The following is an 18,574-nucleotide window of genomic DNA, read 5'->3' on the forward strand; positions in this document are numbered from 1 at the left end:
GGGCCGGCTCCTCGGGGCCGGCCCGCCGCCGTTTTTGTGCGTGGGGGCCGGCGGCCGTCAGGCCGCAGCGGCCGTCAGCATATGGCAGCGGCGCGGCGGCGGCGCTGCTGCAGGACAAGCCCCGCGACGCACAGCAGCACACCTGCCACGCCGACGGACACGAAGCCGCCCGCAGGCCCGACGCCGTCGATGAAGATTCCGGCCAGCGGAGCTCCCAGTGCCACGCCGGCGGTCAGCGCCGAACCGTACCAGCCCATGGCCTCGCCGCGCCTGGCCTCGTCGACGAGTTCGGCGACTTTCTCGGAAGCGGCCGATAGGACGGGTGCGCAGAGCAGCCCCGGCAGCAGCGACAGCAGGCTCAGGGTCAGCGTGTCGGTGGCGAAGCCCATGGGAATGGTCAGGGCCGCCATGCCCAGTAACAGGAGGAACGGAGAGACTGGGCGGTGCATCGCCCCGTACACCAGGCCGCCGACCACCGACGCGGCGCACCAGAAGAGGAACACCACGCCGATCTCGCCCTGGTGGCCGCCCGTCTCCAGCGCTGCCACGATGCCCACGTCTGTGCCGCTGAGCACCATGCCTGCGCCGGCGGCAACGACGAACACCGCGGCCACCGCAGCGGTGAACCAGCCGAAGCTGTGTGCCACCCGGCGCTTCAGAGCCGACCGCCGCCTGCTGCCCGCTGCCGCCGGACCGAGTTCGGCTGCAGCTTCCTGCAGGTGGGCGGGGGCGGCTGCCACCACGGCGACCTGTGCGGCCTCCTGCTCGTCCGCCTCGCACGCCTCCGAGCGGTCAGCGCTGCGGGTGGGCGGGTTGAACCACATGAGGAAGAGTCCGGCCAGCGATGTGGAGACTCCGACGGCGGTCAGCCCCAGCACGGAATGGCCGCTGGTGGCCACCACGGCACCGGCAGCCGGGCCGATCATGAACACCATCTCGGTACTGACCGCATCCAGGGCGAAGGCTGTCCGGCGCTGGTCACCGTCCGCCAGGACTCCCAACGACTGCCGCACCACACTGAAGATGGGAAGCGTCAGCAGGCCGCCCACGAACACGAGCGGCAGCAGCCACTGGTAGGAAACGTGCGGCACGATGGACCAGATGACGGTCTCTGAAATCACCGACGGGATCAGCGCCTTCCGCAGGCCGGCCGTATCCACCCGGCGGCCGCGCCACGGTGCGCCGAGGGCGATGCCAATGGTCATCACGGCCGCCGCCGTTCCCGCCGCGGCATAGCCCTCGCCGAGGGTCAGGACGATGTGCAGGGTCAGCAGGACGCCGGCTGCCGAATGGGGAATGCGGGCGATCATGCCGACGGCCAGGAGCCTGCGGATGGGCCGGACGGCCAGCAGCTCCCGGTACAGGCTGAAATTCACAGGTGGGTCCTCAGTTCCGCGGCCGCACAGCAGCGGCGGACCCCCGGGCCCGGCGGCTACTGCGCGGCGCGCCTTAGCTTGACTTCGATCGAATCAACGCGCTCACCAAACAATACATTCCGGCTCCACTCGGCTTGGAGGCCGGCGACCAGCCCCTGAACGGCAGCGGCGTCAAGGCCATCCTCGAGATACAGCACCACCCGCAGTTCCGGTCCGGACCCGCCGCCCTCGACGCGATGGCCAGAGGCAGTGGTGGTGGCCACTCCTCCGCCGGGAAGGACGTCGAGTCCGCGGACCGCGGGCTTGCCTTCGGCTCCGGCGCGAAGCACCGCTGCAAGCTCGGCGTCCCGGTAGGCGGGCACCCACTGCTGCTGTTGCGCGAGTGCCCAGACGCCCGGCCGACGGACAACGAAGGTCACCTCGGAACCGGGGTCAACGACCAGCAGTTCCGCTCCTTCGGAGACGGCGGACAAGGCCGCCCTCGCGGCGTAGACGGCCACGGGCCGCGCCTCCGGATGCCACGCGGCCAGGGCTCCCGCGGATGTGAAGACTGGCATGGCGAGACGGCCGTCCGGCGCCTTGAGCGTGACCAGCGCCATGTCCGCCTGCTTGTCGGCGTGCACGCCGTGCGCACCCTCGGCCTCCTCCGCCAGTTGGGCGACCACGGGGACAAAGACGCGGGCAGTGGCCAGCGAGGCGACCACGGCGGCTTCGTCGCCGTTGCCCGCAACAAGAGCGGAGACTGCGGTGAGATAACCGGCGTCGGCTGTGCCGTCGTCGTCCTCGAAGTTGTGGATCTTGGCGTCGTCACCGGCGAGGCTGCGCCCGGCCCAGGGCTGGCCGGCAGAATCCGTGGCGCCACCGGCCCTTGCGAGGGCGGCCTCGATGTGGCCGGGCAGCCGGCGCGGCTGCGCACCCCGACCGGCAAGGGGCAAGTCCGCTGCCGGCCCGCCATCCGCGGGGTTGCTGTGATGCTCGGCCACGGCGAAGCCCTAGCGGCGTCCGGCGACGTCGAGGGCCTCGGGCAGCGTGAAGGCGCCGGCGTACAGCGCCTTGCCGACGATGGCGCCTTCGACGCCGAGCGGCACCAGGGAACGTAGCACCTTCAGGTCATCAAGGCTGGAGATGCCGCCGGATGCCACCACGGGCTTGCCGGTCTTCTCCACCATCTGGCGCAGCAGCTCAACGTTCGGCCCCTGCAGCGTGCCGTCCTTGGTGACGTCGGTGACCACGTATCGGGCGCAGCCGGCCTCTTCAAGGCGGCCGAGCACGTCCCACAGGTCCCCGCCTTCCTTGGTCCAGCCGCGTCCGGCGAGGGTGGTCCCCCGGACGTCCAGGCCGACGGCGATCCGGTCACCGAAGCGGTCGATGGCCCGTGCAGTCCATTCCGGGTTCTCCAGGGCGGCGGTGCCGAGGTTGACCCGGGCGACACCCAGGTCCAGTGCCTTCTCCAGGGACTCGTCGTCGCGAAGGCCGCCGGAGAGCTCAACCTTGATGTCCAGCCGGCCCACCACTTCGCGCAGCAGGTCCGCGTTCGAGCCGCGTCCGAAGGCGGCGTCCAGGTCCACCAGGTGGACCCATTCCGCGCCCTGCTGCTGCCAGTTCAGTGCCGCCTCCAGCGGCGTTCCGTAGCTCGTTTCGCTGCCGGCTTCGCCCTGGACCAGGCGGACGGCCTGGCCGTTCACGACGTCGACGGCGGGCAGCAGTTCAAGTACCGGCAGCTCGTTTGGGCTGGTCATCGGGGTCCTCAGTTCTTGTAGGCGCTGGTTCCCGTGGGCGCCGTCTTCCGCGGCGCACACGGCGGTTTGGTTGGTTACTTGCCGGGGAGGGTCAGCAGGTAGGCGGCCAGCAGCGACATGGCCGCCAGCACGCAGAAGCCGATCTGGATCCAGAGCGGCTTGCGCTGCTGCCTGAAGGACAGGGCGCCGCCCACCAGGAGGCCGCCCAGTCCCATCAGGAGGATTGACCACATTTAGGCGTCCGCCGGCTGCCGGGAGTGGGAACCGCGGAGCCCGTCGACCCAGTTCTTCAGCAGGCGCGCGCCGGCGTCACCGGACTTTTCCGGGTGGAACTGGGTGGCGCAGAGGGGGCCATTCTCCACGGCCGCGATGAAGGGTGCGCCGTGCTCGGACCACGTGACCAGCGGCGGGGCCATCCGGGGCTGGATGACGTCGAAATCCCAGTTCTGGACGCCGTACGAGTGCACGAAGTAGAAGCGCTCACCCTCGACGCCGTCGAACAGCTTGGAGCCTTCGGGAACCTTGACGGTGTTCCACCCCATGTGCGGCACCACTTCGGCCGGCAGGAGCTCCACCTTGCCGGGCCACTCCCCCATGCCTTCGGCTTCTGTTCCGTGTTCAACGCCGGCCTCGAAGAGCACCTGCAGGCCCACGCAGATGCCCATAACCGGGCGTCCGCCGGCAACGCGGCGGCCGATCATCCGGATGCCGTCCACGGCCTTGAGCTCACGCATTACCGTTTCGAAGGCGCCGACGCCGGGCACAACAAGCCCGTCGGCGTTCAGCACGTCCTCGGGCTTGGAGCTCAGGATGACCTCAGCACCGGCACGCTCCAGGGCACGCACGGCCGAGCGGACGTTGCCCGAGCCGTAGTCCAGGACGGTGACGGTGGGCTTACCCTCCGGGGATGCCGGCTTCTGGGTGGCCGAAGGATCGAGGATCGCGCCCTCGCGCAGTACTTTTCCGGTCACAGTGCCCCCTTGGTGGACGGGATGCCTTCGACGCGGGGGTCCGGCTCGACGGCCGCGCGGAGCGCCCTGGCGAAGGCCTTGAACTGGGCTTCCACGATGTGGTGCGGGTCGCGGCCGGCGATGACGTTCATGTGCAGGCAGATGCCGGCGTGCAGCGTGATGGCCTCGAACACGTGCCGGGTCAGCGATCCCGTGAAGTGGCCGCCGATCAGGTGGTACTCCTGCCCGGCGGGCTCGCCGCCGTGCACCAGGTAGGGCCGGCCGGAGACGTCGACGACGGCGTGCGCCAGGGCCTCGTCCAGGGGCACGGTGGCCTCGCCGAAGCGGCGGATGCCCGCCTTGTTGCCCAGGGCTGTGCGCAGAACCTCGCCGAACGTGATGGCAACGTCCTCCACCGTGTGGTGCACGTCAATGTGGGTATCGCCGGTGGCCTTGACGGTCATGTCGATCAGTGAGTGCTTGCACAGCGCCGTCAGCATGTGGTCATAGAACGGGACCGACGTGCTGATGTCCGACACTCCGGTGCCGTCGAGGTTGATCTCCACCAGCACGGAGGATTCGCTGGTGGCGCGCTCCATGCGTGCAGTCCGTGCCTCGGCAGCCTTGATTCCGGTGTCGCTCATGGTGATAGGTGTCCTTTGACGAAGGATGGGGGCGGACCAGACATGGTCCATGGTCAAGTTTAGGCCGGAAGTGCTGCCTGCCCGGCCAGGATGCTTTCCAGCGTCTCCAGGAAGGCTGTGGTTTCGGTCTCAGTGCCGGCGGTGACCCGCAGGTGGCCGGCAATGCCGACGTCCCGGACGAGCACCCCGGCGTCCAGCAACCCCTGCCAGACCTCATGGGGGTTTTCCAGGCCGCCAAAGAAGACGTAGTTGGAGTCGGACGCCGCCGGCCGCAGCCCCATCCGCGTCAGCTCCGCCACGATCCGGTCGCGCTGGCGCTTGATGTCCTGGACGTCCGCCATGAGTGCTTCCCGGTGCTGCAGCGCAGCGAGGGCGGTTGCCTGCGTGACGGCCGAGAGGTGGTAGGGCAGGCGCACCAGCCGGAGGGCATCGGTCACCTCGGGGGCCGCTGCCATGTAGCCGAGGCGGGCGCCGGCAAGCGCGAACGCCTTGCTCATGGTCCGGGAGACGATGAGCCGTTCCCGGCCGGGCAGCAGCGTAAGTGCGCTGGGCGTGCCGTCATGGGCAAACTCGTGGTAGGCCTCATCCACGACCACCACGGCCTGGCTTGCCTCGCCTGCCTCGTAGACAGCTTCGACCACATCAAGGCCCAGACCGGTGCCGGTGGGGTTGTTGGGTGAGCACAGGAAGACGATGTTGGGCTGCAGTTCGCGGACCTGCCGGGCGGCGGACTCGGCGCTGAGGCCGTAGTCACCGGCACGCTTGCCGGCGATGTAGGCGGTGTCGGTGCCGCTGGCGAGCAACGGGTACATGGAGTACGTCGGGGGAAAGCTCAGGAGCGAGCGGCCCGGGCCGCCGAAGGCCTGGAGGATCTGCTGGAGGACCTCGTTGGAGCCGTTGGCTGCCCAGAGGTTGTCCGCGCCGAGGCCGTGGCCCAGGTATTCCGCCAGGGCTTCGCGAAGGTCGGTGAATTCGCGGTCGGGGTACCGGTTGAGCCCGGCGGCGGCCTCGGATACCGCCGCGGTAATTGCCGCCCGCACGTCGGCGGGCACGCCATGGGTGTTCTCGTTGACGTTGAGCAGGATCGGAACATCCAACTGCGGTGCGCCGTAAGGGCTCAGCCCCTTCAGGTTGGTCCGGAGGGGCAGTCGGTTCAGTCGCTCAAGCTGGTCAGTCACCAGGACAGTTTAAGGAACCCGGAGGGCCGGCCGGAAACTGTGACGGCCGAGGTGTCTGGAAGGCGCGTCCGGAAGGCGCTTTCTGCCGCCCGCATTTCGAGGGCAATGCCCCGACGACCCCACGTCGCCGCGCTCTCACTTGTTGGGCACATACAGCTGCTGCCCGGGCATGACCTTCCCGGCCTGAAGGTCGTTGAGCTGGACGATGTCCGCAATCACATCGCGGGGGTCGCGGTCCGGGTCCACTTTTCCGGCGATGGCCCAGAGCGATTCGCCGGGCTGCACCGTAACGGAAACCGTGGGCGTCACGGACAGTCCGTTGGCGTTGTCTGCTGCTTTGGCCGGCGAGTTCAGAAGCCCCGCCAGGGACAGGATAAGGGCTGCCAGCAGGACAAGCGGCAGGCCGATCAGGACAATCCGCCCGCGGCGGGTAAGGCGAAGGCGCGGCGGCTTGCCCGGGCGGGATGCGGCAGCGGACACGGTCGGTGCGCCCGGCTGACCAACCGCGCTCAGGTGGCGGACTGCGCCTCGCTCACCAGCTGCGCTCACGTGCCCGGCTGAGCCGCTCTTACCAACTGCGCTCACGTGCCCGGCCGAGCTGCGCCGACCGGCCGCGCTGCGCCGGGAACCTGTGAACCGGACTGCTGTTGAAGCTTTTGAAGCCGTTGAAGCTGACATGGCGTGAGCCCTCCTGGACCGGGTTGTACTACCTCGCGTTCGAACAAACAGTTCGAACACCGGGCCGACTAGCCGCCCTCACTAGAACACATGTTCGAACTTTGCTTTTCCTAGTTTTAGCACCTATCAACGAATTAAGTCGAGACTCGCTAGAACAAATGTTTGAAAAAGCTGTATGGCTGGCCTACGTTGGAAATCACAGAACAACCACATCTGCAGTTGATCAGCAGGGTCTGACATTTTTCAGGCCGGAAGTTCCCGGCAACTGCAGCTACAGCGCCGGGAGGAACGGAAAGGCGTTGGCGAACATGGCAGCACAGGCCTCTGACGGCAAGGCTCCCCAGCGCAGCCCGCGGTCTCAGCGGACCCCCAAAGGACTCACCGTCCGCCAGAAAAAGATCCTGGAAACCATCCAGCGATCGGTGAACGATAACGGCTACCCGCCGTCGATGCGGGAAATCGGCGACACCGTCGGGCTGGCCAGCCTGTCCAGCGTGACGCACCAGCTCTCGCAGCTGGAAAAGCTCGGCTACCTGCGTCGCGACCCCAAGCGGCCGCGCGCCATGGAGGTCCTGATGCCGCTCACTCTGGATGCGGGGACGGCAAAGCCCGGCAGCGCGGACAAAGCCCCCGCCCTGAGCCCGGCAGGCGCCACCGTGTCCGAGCTGCCCAGCGCGATGGACACCGCCATGGTGCCACTGGTGGGCCGGATCGCCGCAGGCGGCCCCATTCTCGCCGACCAGATGGTGGAGGACCTGATGCCGCTGCCCCGCCAGCTGGTGGGCCACGGCGAACTCTTTATGCTCAAGGTCGCCGGCGACTCCATGGTGGACGCCGCCATCTGCGACGGGGACTGGGTTGTGGTCCGCCGGCAAAGCGACGCCGTCAACGGTGACATCGTCGCGGCGCTGCTCGACGATGAAGCCACGGTCAAGACGTTCCGGCAGCGCGACGGCCACACCTGGCTGCTACCGCAAAACACCCAGTACGAGCCCATCCTCGGCGACCACGCCGTTGTTATGGGCAAGGTGGTTTCCGTACTCCGTTCGCTGTAGCTTCCTGCCCCGGAACGTCACCCTGAAAGCCTCAAGCCCCGGGCAGCGCTAGCCGCCCGGGGCTTCGTTATGCCTGCGCGCCGGCGAGCCGCTCGAGTGCAGCCACGGCGGTCTTCCGGTCTGTTGTGGGCCAGAACGGCGGCAGGGCGGCCCGCAGGAATCCGCCGTAACGTTCTGTGGACAGCCGCGAGTCCAGCACCGCCACCACGCCCTTGTCGTTCGTGGACCGGATGAGCCGTCCCGCGCCCTGGGCAAGCCTGATGGCCGCGTGCGTGGCGGATACGGACATGAAGCCGTTGCCGCCGGCCTGGGCGACAGCCCGCGACCGCGCGGTCATCAGCGGATCGTCCGGCCGCGGGAAGGGAATCCTGTCGATCACCACCAGGCGGCACGAACCGCCCGGTACGTCGACGCCCTGCCACAGTGACATGGTGCCGAACAGGCAGGTGTCGGGCTCATCGGCGAACTGCTTCACGAGGGCCGTCATGGTGGACTCGCCCTGGCAGAGAATGCTGACATCCAGCCGGGTGCGCAGGGTGTCTGCCGCTTCCTCTGCGGCCCGCCGCGAGGAAAACAGGCACAGCGCTCCCCCGCCGGAGGCGCGGATCAGTGACTCGAGTTCGTCCAGCGCCTCGGGTGACGTGCCGCGGCCGGGCTTCGGAAGGTGGCCCGCCACATAGAGGATGCCCTGCCGCGGGTAGTCAAAGGGCGAACCGACGTCGACGCCGGTCCAGCTCGGCGCGCCGTCGCCCACCAGGCCCAGGCCGCCGGCCGCGGGTTCGAATGCAGAGCCGATGGCGAGCGTGGCCGATGTCAGCACCACGGTATGCCCGGCGAACAGGCCTTCCCTGAGCCGGCCTGCCACGCTGAGCGGCGCGATGTTGACCAGTGCCGGGGCGGTCTCGTCGGGCGCCGAGTACCCCTGCTGGGGATCAAAGGTGCTGTTCCGGGAGAACCAGACCACCTCGCGGTTTTCCCGGGCGGCGATGAGCCGTTCACAAAGCTCCAAAATCGCCAGCAGACGGGACCGCGCGAGCTGCCGCCCGCCGTCGGCCGTGGTGTTGCTGTCACCCTTGGAATCGGACAGTGCCGCCCGGCAGGCCTCACGAAGCTGGTCCACGCAGTCCAGCTGTTCGTCGTTGAGCCCGTTGGGCAGCAGGCCGCTGGGTACGCCGGCGAGAGCCACCTCGAGGTTGGCGGCCGCGGTGTTGAGGGCGTCAACGGTAATGCCTGTGTGCTTGCGGGCGCCTGACGCTGCGGCGTGGACCATGGCCACCGAGAGCTGCCCCGAAACGGCGCCGGTGACCCGGTCCTGGAGTTCATGCGCCTCGTCCACCACCACGACGTCGTACTCCGGCAGCACCGCCAGCCCTTCGAAGGCGCTGACGGCGAGCATGGCATGGTTGGTCACCACGACGTCGGCTTCCGCGGCGTTGTGCCGGGCAAGTTCACTGAAGCACTCTTCGGCGAGGGGGCACTTCTGCGAGCCGAGGCATTCCATGGAGGTGACAGACACCTGCCGCCAGGCGCGGTCCGTGACGCCGGGCAGCAGCTCGTCCCTGTCACCGGTGGTGGTCTGCTCCGCCCATTCGCGGAGCCGGACCACTTCCTTGCCGAGCTGCGAGGAGGGGCCGCCCATCGCCGCAGCGAAGTGCGGGACGCTGGTGTCCTCGCCGAGTGAGAAGAGCTGGCCCTCCGATGGTTCCTCGGAGGGAAAGCCGCCCTCCAGCTTGTGCCGGCAGACGTAGTTGGCGCGGCCCTTGACCAACGCAATTTTCACAGGCCGGTCGAGTGCTGGTTTGAGGCTTTCCAGCAGCCGGGGAAGGTCCCGGCCCACGATCTGGGTCTGCAGGGCAAGGGTGGCGGTCGATACCAGCGCAGGCTTGTTGCTCTCCAGCGAGTGCGCGATGAGCGGGATCAGGTAAGCCAGCGACTTGCCGGTTCCCGTGCCGGCCTGAACCAGCAGATGGTCTCCCGTTTCGATTGCGCGTGCCACCTGCCGGGCCATCTCGTGCTGGCCGGTGCGGCTTTGGCCGCCCATGCCTGCCACGGCACGGTCGAGCAGGTCAAGCACACGCTGCTCGCCGGCCGTGGCACCCGCTGCGGCTGCCGCCCCGTCAGTCATTGGTGGTGAAGGATTCCAGTTCAGCCGCAAGTCCTTCCCGCACCATGACCACGGCGCGGGTTCCGCCCTCTTCGTGGTCGAGGCTCAGGATCTCCGCGTCGGAGTCATGGAGCTTACTGATGAGGTCGCCACGGTGGTACGGGACGAGGAGCTGCATCTTGACGTTCGGCCGCGGGATGGCCTCGCTGATGGCTTTGAGCAGCTCGGCAATGCCCTCCCCCGTACGGGCCGAAACCACCACGTGCCGCGGTTCGCGCTGCTTGAGCCGCTCCACCACAAAGGGGTCGGCGGCGTCGGCCTTGTTCAGGACGATGATCTCGGGCACCTTGCGGGCGTCCACTTCGGCGAACACCGAGCGCACGGCGGCGATCTGGCCTTCCGGGTCCGGGTGGGACACGTCCACGACGTGCAGGATCAGGTCTGCATCCGCAACTTCCTCCAGTGTGGAGCGGAAGGCCTCCACCAGCTGGGTGGGAAGCGAACGGACGAAGCCCACGGTGTCAGCCAGGGTATAGCCCATGCCATCGGACGTCTCAGCCTTGCGGACAGTGGGGTCCAGGGTGGCGAACAGGGCGTTCTCCACCAGGACGCCGGCGTCGGTCAGGCGGTTCAGCAGCGAGGACTTCCCGGCGTTGGTATACCCGGCGATGGCCACGGAGGGGACTTCATTACGACGGCGGTTGGCCCGTTTGGTCTCCCGTGCCGGCTTCATCGCGGCGATCTCGCGCCGCAGCTTGGCCATCCGGGTACGGATCCTCCGCCTGTCCAGTTCGATCTTGGTTTCACCGGGACCACGGGAGCCCATGCCGGCGCCTGCGCCGCCCACCTGGCCACCGGCCTGGCGGGACATGGATTCACCCCAGCCACGGAGGCGCGGGAGGAGGTATTCGAGCTGTGCCAGCTCCACCTGTGCCTTGCCTTCGCGGCTCTTGGCATGCTGGGCGAAGATGTCGAGGATGAGGGCGGTGCGGTCGATGACCTTCACCTTGACGATGTCTTCAAGGCCGCGACGCTGGGACGGCGCGAGCTCGGCGTCCACCACGACGGTGTCGGCGCCGGTGGACATCACGACGTCCTTGAGTTCCAAGGCCTTGCCCGACCCCAGGAACGTGCCGGGGTCCGGCTTGGCGCGCCGCTGGACGAGTCCGTCAAGGACTTCCGAGCCCGCTGTTTCCGCCAGCGCGGCGAGTTCGCGCAGCGAGTTTTCGGCGTCGGCGAGCGTGCCTTCAGTCCAAAGACCTGCGAGGACAACCCGTTCCAGGCGCAGCTGCCGGTATTCGACTTCGGTGACGTCTTCAAGTTCGGTGGACAGCCCGGCTGTGCGCCGCAGAGCCCGCCGTTCCTCGAGATCCTGCTGGTCGCCGTCGAATGTGCTGTGCTCTTCGGAGAGCTGCGAGATGGCCTGCGCCTTACCCAGGACACCCTTGCTGTCGGCGCGGCTGCCATCGGCTGCCGCTGCGTTCCTGGCCGGGACGTCCTTGGCGAGGATCCGGTCGATGACAGCCTGGATCTCCTCGGGACTCATGTCCTGGGCGGCTGGCTCGGATCCGGAATTTTGCTGATTGGTCATGGTCTCCTTTGAAGGTTCTGCATCTTCAGAATAGTGCTGATTGCCGCCGTTGGCTGCGGTATTCGCGCTGGGCTGACTGCGAGGGGTCATGGAGGTGCTCCTGACATGCCGGCAGCGGACACGCTGGACGGCGGGAAGTGGACTGATCGAGTGCTGTTTGGGCTGCGCTGTTTTGGCTGTGCCACGGCGGAAGGTGTTACACCTGCATCGCGTGGGAGGGCGCCCCGGGCCGGTGCCGGCGGCTAAACGCCGCGGGCAAAGAAATGCCGGCTACTCAAAAATCAGGAACATGCGTTCAAGGATAGCAGAACGCGGCTACCGGTTTTCGCGCACGCCTGGTTTCCCATCCGGCGGGCAGCCCACTAATCTGGCCAGTTATGGAGTCTGCCCACTATTTCAGCGCCTCACCTGCGGGGCCGTTCACCCGCAAGCCCCTCACAGTGGAACTGGCCGGTGAAACGCGGAAGCTGCAGACCTCGTCCGGCATCTTCAGCCCCGACGGCATCGACAAGGGGACGGCCATTCTGCTGTCCGATGTGCCCGCCCCGGCACCGCAGGGGAACCTGCTCGACATCGGCTGCGGCTGGGGGCCCATCGCCCTGACCATGGCCCTCCGGGCACCGCACGCGCAGGTCTACGCGGTGGACGTCAACGAGCGCTGCATCACGCTCACGAACGAAAATGCCGCACTGCTTGGGCTGGCCAACGTCAGCGCCAGCACGCCGGAGGACGTGGATCCCGAAATCCGATTCGACACCATCTGGTCCAATCCGCCGATCCGGATCGGCAAGGATGAACTGCACTCCCTCCTGCTGATGTGGCTGCCGAGGCTGGCGCCGGGCGGTTCAGCGTGGCTGGTGGTGCAGAAGAACCTGGGCTCGGATTCGCTTCAGCGCTGGCTGGCCGAGGTGCTGGATGATTCCTTCACGGTGACGCGGGAAAGCACGTCCAAGTCGTTCAGGGTCCTGCGGGTCAGGAAAGCGTCCCGGTAGCAACAATCGTTGCCGGGCCGCTGAGTTCAACGTGCTCGCGGCCGCCGGCAACGGTGAAGAACTTCACGCCCACAACGCCGCCCGGCACCTTTACCTGCCAGGCGTCCGGGGCGCCCTGCCCGGCCCAGTGGCGGATGGCCACCGCAGCCGCGCAGGCGCCGGTGCCGCAGGACTGAGTTTCGCCGACGCCGCGTTCGTGGACGCGCATGGTCACGGTGCCCACGCCGTCGTGCACCAGCGGCTCGGCCGGTACAACGAACTCAACGTTGGTGCCGTTGGCCGGGGTCGGGTCGACGTGCGGGGCGGTAAACAGCCTGGTGTCCCGGAGTTCGGACAGCTCGGCAAGGGCAACGACGGTGTGGGGGTTGCCCATGCTGACGGACAGCGCCGGCCGCGGCACCTCGAGACCGTCGGCGCTGACGAGTGAGTCCATGGCGCGGGCCGCTGCCTCGTCGGGGAAAATGAACTCCCAGGGGCCCATGTCGACAGCGTAACCGTCACCTGTGCGGACAATGGTCTTAACGCCGCCGCGGGTGCCGATGGTCAGCGAACCGCCGGCGGGAAGTTCCGCCAGGCCTTCGGCCAGGAGGAAGTGGACAAAGACGCGCACGCCGTTGCCGCACATTTCGGACAGGGAACCGTCCCCGTTCCGGTAGTCCATGAACCATTCGGCGTCGGGGTTTTCGGCAAGCACCTGGCGGCCCTCGTCAAGGAGCCGGGACGGGACGGCGCGGATGAGGCCGTCGCCGCCGATGCCGCGGTGGCGGTCGCACAGCTGGGCGACCTGCTCCGCGGAGATGGCGTGCACGCCCTCCGGGTCGGCGACCAGGACGAAGTCGTTGCCTGTGCCATGGCCCTTGGAGAACCGCAGTCCGCTCAGTGTGGTGGCGGCGGGCCGGGCTGTTTCTGCAAGGGTTTCATTCATGGTTCAAGGTTACCCGGCTGCCGGCGGCGCCGGGAAAACGGCCAGGATCCGGCACGGTGGCCGCGGGCGCCGGTCAGGAGGATGCCGGCGATCACGATCCCACCCCCTGTTATCTGGGCCATGGAGTAGGGATGCCCGGCGAGGATGGTGAAGAAGGCTGTAAAGACGGTGATGAGGTTGAGGAACACCCCGGCTTTGCCGGCCGGGATGACTGTCAGGGCGCGGTTCCAGAGCAGGTACGACATCACAGACGGGAAGAGGGCGATGAAGGCCAGCGAAATGATGGCGCCCTGCGTGGGCGGCAGGGCCGGGCCGCCGGCGGCGAAGCTGAGTGGCGTGAGCACGGCAACGGTGATCCCGGCCTGCATGGCTGTGGCGGTTATCGGCGGCAGCGGCGGGGCCAGGCGCCCGGTGATCGTGTAGGCGGACCACGCTGCGATGGCCCCGATCATGAACAGTTCGCCGGTTCCGAATCCCGCATGCAGGAGCTTGTCCAGGTCGCCGTTGCTGAGGACCAGCAGCACTCCGGCCAGCGCGATCAGGACCCCGCCAACAGCCCTGCGGGTCAGACGCTCCCGAAGGAATGCGGCCGCTGCCAGGGTGATCAGTGCCGGGTTGAACGCGTTGATGAGGGACGCGCTGAAGGCATCTGTGTGTTCCAGAGCCGTGTACAGAAGCAGGTTGTAGCCCAGCAGTCCGAAGACACTGAGGGCGATCAGCCACGGCCACGCGGCCAGTACCTGCCGCCAGTGCGGGCGCTCCACCACGTGGGCAATGGCCAGCAGCGGAACCAGGGCGAGTGACCAGCGCAGCAACACGAGGCTGAGGGGGTCGATGCTCTCGACCGCGCCGGCCCCGACAACGTAGTTGCCGGCCCAGAACAGCGTTGCCCCCAACAGCGAGGCGATCGCAACTGTCAGGGCCCGCCGCGAGGAGCGCTTGGACTTGGTGGCCACTGCAAGGGTCATAAGGGTCTTTCGTCAGTACGTTGGTGCCTGCTCAGCCGGAGAGGGCTGCCGCCTTGGCAGCCAGCTCCGGGTCCTGCCAGTCCAGCCAACTGATGCGGGGGTCGGCCCGGAACCACGTCAGCTGCCGGCGGGCAAACTGCCTGGTGGCCACGACGGTTTCTTCGGCTGCCTGCGGCACGTCCGCCTCGCCGTCGAGCACTTTGAGGAACTGGGAGTAGCCCAGCGCGCGGGGTGCGGTCTTGCCCCGCCGAAGGCCTTGGGCGTCCAGCCGTTCGACCTCCGCCAGCAGTCCCCGCTCCACCATCCGGTGCACCCGGATAGCGAGCCGGTCCCGCAGCTGTTCCCGGTCAACCTCCAGCCCGATCTGGATGGCCGGCTGGTAATACTCGCGGGTTGGCATGAAGGAGCTGAACGGGCGGCCCGTCAGCTCGAACACCTCCAGCGCGCGGATGATGCGGCGCGCATCGCCGAGGCGCCCCGCGGAAACGGGATCCACTGCCCGGAGCCGGTCCAGCAGCACGCCCGTCCCTGCCACGGCATTTTCCCGCTCAAGCCGGCCGCGGATTTCCGGGTCGGTTCCCGGGAAGTCCAGCACGTCCAGGGCGGCGCGTACGTAGAGGCCGGACCCACCGGCCAGGATCGCACGCTTGCCGCGGCGGTGGATGTCGGCGACGGCGGCTCTCGCCTGCTGCTGGAAATCGGACACCGACGCCTCCTGCGTCACGTCCAGGATGTCCAGCAGGTGGTGCCGGACGCCCTTTTGTTCGGCCTCCGTGACCTTCGCGGTGCCGATGTCCATGCCGCGGTAGAACTGCATGGCGTCGGCGTTGATCACCTCGCCGTTCAGGGACAGGGCAAGTTCGACGGCCAGGTCGGATTTGCCCGATCCGGTGGATCCGACGACCGCTATGACAGGGGGCTGGCCCGCCACCGGGTCAGCGGCCCCGGACCGGGAGCGACGGCATGCCGAGCGACACGCCGGTCCTGCCGCCCGGGGCCGCTGCACCCGGTGTTGGGACGCCGCAGGAGTCGGCCTGCGCCCGGTCCCAGGCATCGCCGGCGCGGGACCGGCGCAGGGAGTAGTCGGCTGCGGTGGCCGGATCGGCGATAAGGTGGAAGGCGGCCGCTTCGGTAACCGTGACTGTCACCAGGTCGCCGGGCCTCGGGGCAGGAGCTCCTTCGGGAACGGTGAAGTGGACCAGTCGCTGGTCCTGTGAACGGCCCGAAAGGCGGTGGGTCTCCTCGGACTTCCGGCCGGACTGGGCTGTGACCATGACCTCGACACGGCGTCCCAGCTGTTTGGCGTTCTCTTCCGCTGCGATGCGGTCCTGAAGCGCAGTCAGGCGCTCAAAGCGTTCCTGTACGACGGCCTTGGGCAGCTGGTCCGGCAGGTCCGCGGCCGGGGTACCGGGCCGCTTGGAGTACTGGAAGGTGAAGGCGGTGGCGAAGCGCGACTTTTCGACGACGTCCAGCGTGGCCCGGAAGTCCTCCTCCGTCTCCCCCGGGAATCCGACAATGATGTCCGTGGAGATCGCAGCGTGCGGCATCTTGGCACGGACCTTGTCGAGGATGCCGAGGAACTTTGCCGACCGGTAGGAACGCTTCATGTCCCGCAGCACCTTGTCCGAGCCGGACTGGAGCGGCATGTGCAGCTGCGGCATGACATTGGGCGTCTCGGCCATGGCGTCGATGACGTCATCGGTGAACGCCGCCGGGTGGGGGCTGGTGAAGCGCACACGTTCGAGGCCCGGGATCTCACCGCAGGCCCGCAGCAGCTTGGAAAAGGCCTGGCGGTCGCCGAACTCCACCCCGTACGAGTTCACGTTCTGGCCGAGCAGGGTCACTTCGATGGCACCGTCATCCACCAGAGCCTGGACCTCGGCGAGGATCTCCCCGGGCCGGCGGTCCTTCTCCTTGCCGCGCAGGGCAGGGACGATACAGAAAGTGCAGGTGTTGTTGCAGCCGACCGAAATGGAGACCCAGCCGGAGTAGACGGAGTCGCGCTTGGTGGGCAGCGTGGAGGGGAAGACGGCCAGCGACTCGAGGATCTCCAGCTGCGCCTCGTTGTTGTGGCGGGCCCTGTCCAGCAGCGCGGGCAGGGCGCCGACGTTGTGCGTGCCGAAGACCGCATCGACCCAGGGCGCCTTCTTCAGGATGGTTTCGCGGTCCTTCTGGGCGAGGCAGCCGCCGACTGCGATCTGCATTCCCGGGTTGGCTGCCTTGATCGGCGCCAGTTGGCCGAGGTTGCCGTAGAGCTTGTTGTCGGCGTTTTCCCGCACCGCGCAGGTGTTGAAGACAACGACGTCGGCTTGGGCACCGTCGGCCGGCACATAGCCGGCGGCCTCCAGCATGCCCGCCATGCGCTCGGAGTCGTGAACGTTCATCTGGCAGCCGAACGTTCGCACCTGGTAGGTGCGGTGCACAGCGGCATCGTCAGTTGTTGCGTTTTCGGTGCCGGTTGCGGGGGAAGGATAGGTCAGACTCACCCATTAAGGGTAACGGGTGCGCTCACTGCCGGTGAGCGGTGGCCTGCCGGTGCCCTCCTAGTGCGCCGGGTGCTCGTAATCCGCAGTTCCCTCGTAATGCGCAGTTCCCTCGTAATGCGCTGTTCCCTCGTAATGCGCTGCACCGCCGGCCGCAGCGTCCAGGACCTCGCCCACGATCCGGAAGGCCTGCGCCGGCTGGTACCCCTTGCGTGCAAGCATGGATGCAAGGCGCCGCGTGGTCTTGTCCCGTTCGGCCCGGTCTGTCAGGTCCGTTCCCGGCCGCAGCTTGCGTTCCACGAGATGGCGCGCGGCAGCTTCTTCGTCCTCGTCGCTCAGCTGCTCCAGGGCGGACGCCGCCGTATCGGCGTCAATGCCCTTTTCCGCGAGTTCGCGCCGAAGCGCCCCCTTGGCCAGCCTCCGCGTTTGCGACCTGCTCCGTACCCACATGTCCGCGAATTCGGCGTCGTCCACGAGCCTGACCTCTTCGAACCGGTCCAGGACAGCCGCGGCGATGTCCTCCGGCACGTTGCGCTCGGCCAGCTTGCGTTCCAGCTGCAGGCGGCTCTTGGGTGATGCGGTCAGTTGGCGCAGGACGATGGCGCGGGCCACAGATGCCGGATCCGCCTCGCGGTCCTGGTCGGGTTCCGGACCGGCCCCTGCCGTGCGGTCCCCTCCGGCCTTGGCGAAGGCCGAAGGGGACCGGCGTTTGCTAGAAGCCGTCAACGGCCTTCAGCTTCGGTGAGGCTTCAGCGTCGGCAGCAGGCTTGGTTCCCACGCCGAGCTTTTCCTTGATCAGGCGCTCGAGTTCCGCGGCGAGTTCGGGGTTGTCGCGCAGGAAGCGGCGCGAGTTCTCCATGCCCTGGCCAAGCTGGTCGCCGTCGTAGGTGAACCATGAGCCGGACTTCTTGATGATGCCGTGCTCCACGCCCATGTCGATGATGCCGCCCTCGCGGGAGATGCCCTGGCCGTAGATGATGTCGAACTCGGCGATCTTGAAGGGCGGGGCCATCTTGTTCTTGACGATCTTGGCCTTGGTGCGGTTACCGACGGAGTCGGCACCTTCCTTCAGGGTCTGGATGCGGCGGACGTCGATACGCACGGAGGCGTAGAACTTCAGTGCCTTGCCACCAGTGGTGGTTTCCGGTGAGCCGAAGAACACCCCGATCTTTTCACGCAGCTGGTTGATGAAGATGGCGGTGGTCTTGGTCTGGCTCAGCCGTCCGGTGATCTTTCGCAGGGCCTGGCTCATGAGGCGCGCCTGCAGGCCGACGTGGCTGTCTCCCATGTCGCCTTCGATTTCCGCGCGCGGCACCAGGGCTGCCACGGAGTCGATGACCACGATGTCCAGCGAGCCGGAGCCCACCAGCATGTCCATGATCTCGAGGGCCTGTTCACCGGTGTCCGGCTGGGAGACGAGCAGCGCGTCCGTGTCCACGCCGAGCTTGGCGGCGTACTCCGGATCGAGGGCGTGCTCGGCGTCGATGAACGCTGCAATGCCGCCGTTGCGCTGGGCGTTGGCCACGGCATGCAGGGCGACCGTGGTTTTACCTGACGATTCGGGGCCATAGATCTCAATGACGCGGCCCCGCGGAAGGCCTCCGATTCCCAGTGCGACGTCCAGCGCGATGGAGCCTGTGGGGATGACTTCGATCGGGGCGCGTGTTTCGTCGCCCAGCCGCATGATCGATCCCTTGCCGAACTGCTTGTCAATCTGCGCGAGCGCTGCTTCCAGCGCCTTTTCACGATCCGGGGCTGCCGCCATGGTTCACACCTCTAATGCTTTCTCGCTTTGGAGGGGCCTCTGCGGCCCTTTGTCTGTCATCACCGACGCTAGTGCCACCCGCTGACATTATTGCCGGGCTGGCCTGCGTATGTGGAAAAACCCGCT

Annotated in this window: 18 protein-coding genes; 2 read left to right on the forward strand and 16 right to left on the reverse strand. The window is 67.7% G+C overall.

Going from position 1 to position 18,574, the window contains the following annotated elements; genetic code table 11:
* Positions 1-74 precede the first annotated feature (74 nt).
* The 8 genes from ACFRAH_RS21680 to ACFRAH_RS21715 form a co-directional block, all read right to left on the reverse strand.
* On the reverse strand, positions 75-1,376 hold the full coding sequence (locus ACFRAH_RS21680) for an MFS transporter (RefSeq protein ID WP_377992972.1): 1,302 nt from the start codon (positions 1,374-1,376) through the stop codon (positions 75-77).
* A 56-nt stretch (positions 1,377-1,432) separates the two neighbouring features.
* Complete coding sequence (locus tag ACFRAH_RS21685; protein WP_377993017.1) at positions 1,433-2,311, reverse strand: SseB family protein; 879 nt, start codon at positions 2,309-2,311, stop codon at positions 1,433-1,435.
* A gap of 57 nt (positions 2,312-2,368) precedes the next feature.
* The gene (priA, locus tag ACFRAH_RS21690; protein ID WP_377992973.1) at positions 2,369-3,115 is read right to left on the reverse strand and encodes a bifunctional 1-(5-phosphoribosyl)-5-((5-phosphoribosylamino)methylideneamino)imidazole-4-carboxamide isomerase/phosphoribosylanthranilate isomerase PriA; all 747 of its coding nucleotides are present in this window, start codon (positions 3,113-3,115) and stop codon (positions 2,369-2,371) included.
* 74 nt (positions 3,116-3,189) lie between these two features.
* Positions 3,190-3,348 (reverse strand): hypothetical protein, encoded by a 159-nt coding sequence (locus tag ACFRAH_RS21695; protein ID WP_377992974.1) that lies wholly within the window; start codon positions 3,346-3,348, stop codon positions 3,190-3,192.
* Entirely contained in the window at positions 3,349-4,086 is a 738-nt protein-coding gene (gene hisH, locus ACFRAH_RS21700) for an imidazole glycerol phosphate synthase subunit HisH (RefSeq protein ID WP_377992975.1), read from the reverse strand.
* A complete protein-coding gene (hisB, locus tag ACFRAH_RS21705; RefSeq protein ID WP_003798736.1) occupies positions 4,083-4,709 on the reverse strand; it encodes an imidazoleglycerol-phosphate dehydratase HisB in 627 nt (208 codons plus the stop codon). Before hisB ends, hisH begins: the two co-directional genes overlap by 4 nt.
* 59 nt (positions 4,710-4,768) lie before the next feature.
* Complete coding sequence (locus tag ACFRAH_RS21710; protein WP_377992976.1) at positions 4,769-5,887, reverse strand: histidinol-phosphate transaminase; 1,119 nt, start codon at positions 5,885-5,887, stop codon at positions 4,769-4,771.
* A gap of 135 nt (positions 5,888-6,022) precedes the next feature.
* Positions 6,023-6,367, reverse strand: a complete 345-nt coding sequence (locus ACFRAH_RS21715; RefSeq protein WP_377992977.1) for a LysM peptidoglycan-binding domain-containing protein — start codon at positions 6,365-6,367, stop codon at positions 6,023-6,025.
* A 506-nt stretch (positions 6,368-6,873) separates the two neighbouring features.
* On the opposite strand from ACFRAH_RS21715, the gene lexA reads away from it, so the two are divergent.
* Entirely contained in the window at positions 6,874-7,620 is a 747-nt protein-coding gene (gene lexA / locus ACFRAH_RS21720) for a transcriptional repressor LexA (RefSeq protein ID WP_377992978.1), read from the forward strand.
* Between the two features lie 67 nt (positions 7,621-7,687).
* Here lexA and ACFRAH_RS21725 read toward each other — a convergent pair whose 3' ends face one another.
* Together ACFRAH_RS21725 and hflX are read right to left on the reverse strand one after the other, a co-directional pair.
* Positions 7,688-9,745 (reverse strand): ATP-dependent DNA helicase, encoded by a 2,058-nt coding sequence (locus ACFRAH_RS21725; RefSeq protein WP_377992979.1) that lies wholly within the window; start codon positions 9,743-9,745, stop codon positions 7,688-7,690.
* Positions 9,738-11,315, reverse strand: coding sequence for a GTPase HflX (hflX, locus tag ACFRAH_RS21730; RefSeq protein ID WP_377992980.1), 1,578 nt, complete (start codon positions 11,313-11,315; stop codon positions 9,738-9,740). Before hflX ends, ACFRAH_RS21725 begins: the two co-directional genes overlap by 8 nt.
* A 377-nt stretch (positions 11,316-11,692) precedes the next feature.
* Here hflX and ACFRAH_RS21735 point away from each other — a divergent pair, with 377 nt between their 5' ends.
* Entirely contained in the window at positions 11,693-12,307 is a 615-nt protein-coding gene (locus ACFRAH_RS21735; protein ID WP_377992981.1) for a class I SAM-dependent methyltransferase, read from the forward strand.
* On the opposite strand, the gene dapF is transcribed toward ACFRAH_RS21735, so the two are convergent.
* Genes dapF through recA form a run of 6 tightly spaced genes read right to left on the reverse strand, consistent with a single transcriptional unit; the run spans position 12,288 to position 18,448 of the window.
* On the reverse strand, positions 12,288-13,232 hold the full coding sequence (gene dapF / locus ACFRAH_RS21740; protein WP_377992982.1) for a diaminopimelate epimerase: 945 nt from the start codon (positions 13,230-13,232) through the stop codon (positions 12,288-12,290). The genes ACFRAH_RS21735 and dapF overlap by 20 nt on opposite strands.
* Positions 13,229-14,200: a DMT family transporter gene (locus ACFRAH_RS21745; RefSeq protein WP_377992983.1), complete on the reverse strand. Its 972-nt coding sequence runs from the start codon at positions 14,198-14,200 to the stop codon at positions 13,229-13,231. The genes dapF and ACFRAH_RS21745 overlap by 4 nt, the downstream gene beginning before the upstream one ends.
* A gap of 31 nt (positions 14,201-14,231) precedes the next feature.
* Positions 14,232-15,131: a tRNA (adenosine(37)-N6)-dimethylallyltransferase MiaA gene (miaA, locus tag ACFRAH_RS21750; RefSeq protein WP_377992984.1), complete on the reverse strand. Its 900-nt coding sequence runs from the start codon at positions 15,129-15,131 to the stop codon at positions 14,232-14,234.
* A gap of 4 nt (positions 15,132-15,135) precedes the next feature.
* Positions 15,136-16,686: a tRNA (N6-isopentenyl adenosine(37)-C2)-methylthiotransferase MiaB gene (miaB, locus tag ACFRAH_RS21755; RefSeq protein ID WP_377992985.1), complete on the reverse strand. Its 1,551-nt coding sequence runs from the start codon at positions 16,684-16,686 to the stop codon at positions 15,136-15,138.
* Between the two features lie 57 nt (positions 16,687-16,743).
* Positions 16,744-17,409: a regulatory protein RecX gene (locus ACFRAH_RS21760; protein ID WP_377992986.1), complete on the reverse strand. Its 666-nt coding sequence runs from the start codon at positions 17,407-17,409 to the stop codon at positions 16,744-16,746.
* Positions 17,396-18,448 carry a recombinase RecA gene (gene recA / locus ACFRAH_RS21765; RefSeq protein ID WP_377992987.1) on the reverse strand — a complete coding sequence of 351 codons (1,053 nt, stop codon included), beginning with the start codon at positions 18,446-18,448 and terminating at the stop codon, positions 17,396-17,398. The genes ACFRAH_RS21760 and recA overlap by 14 nt, the downstream gene beginning before the upstream one ends.
* Positions 18,449-18,574: the final 126 nt, after the last annotated feature.

It is taken from the genome of Arthrobacter sp. NPDC056727 (genome assembly GCF_042790555.1).
In the GTDB taxonomy this organism is placed as follows: domain Bacteria; phylum Actinomycetota; class Actinomycetes; order Actinomycetales; family Micrococcaceae; genus Arthrobacter.

Bases quoted from the DNA above. Each gene is read 5' to 3' on its own strand.
- hflX (WP_377992980.1), bottom strand. From the start codon at position 11,315: ATGACCAATCAGCAAAATTCCGGATCCGAGCCAGCCGCCCAGGACATG.
- ACFRAH_RS21725 (WP_377992979.1), bottom strand. From the start codon at position 9,745: ATGACTGACGGGGCGGCAGCCGCAGCGGGTGCCACGGCCGGCGAGCAG.
- ACFRAH_RS21695 (WP_377992974.1), bottom strand. From the start codon at position 3,348: ATGTGGTCAATCCTCCTGATGGGACTGGGCGGCCTCCTGGTGGGCGGC.
- hisB (WP_003798736.1), bottom strand. From the start codon at position 4,709: ATGAGCGACACCGGAATCAAGGCTGCCGAGGCACGGACTGCACGCATG.
- ACFRAH_RS21745 (WP_377992983.1), bottom strand. From the start codon at position 14,200: ATGACCCTTGCAGTGGCCACCAAGTCCAAGCGCTCCTCGCGGCGGGCC.
- priA (WP_377992973.1), bottom strand. From the start codon at position 3,115: ATGACCAGCCCAAACGAGCTGCCGGTACTTGAACTGCTGCCCGCCGTC.
- recA (WP_377992987.1), bottom strand. From the start codon at position 18,448: ATGGCGGCAGCCCCGGATCGTGAAAAGGCGCTGGAAGCAGCGCTCGCG.
- ACFRAH_RS21735 (WP_377992981.1), top strand. From the start codon at position 11,693: ATGGAGTCTGCCCACTATTTCAGCGCCTCACCTGCGGGGCCGTTCACC.
- dapF (WP_377992982.1), bottom strand. From the start codon at position 13,232: ATGAATGAAACCCTTGCAGAAACAGCCCGGCCCGCCGCCACCACACTG.
- lexA (WP_377992978.1), top strand. From the start codon at position 6,874: ATGGCAGCACAGGCCTCTGACGGCAAGGCTCCCCAGCGCAGCCCGCGG.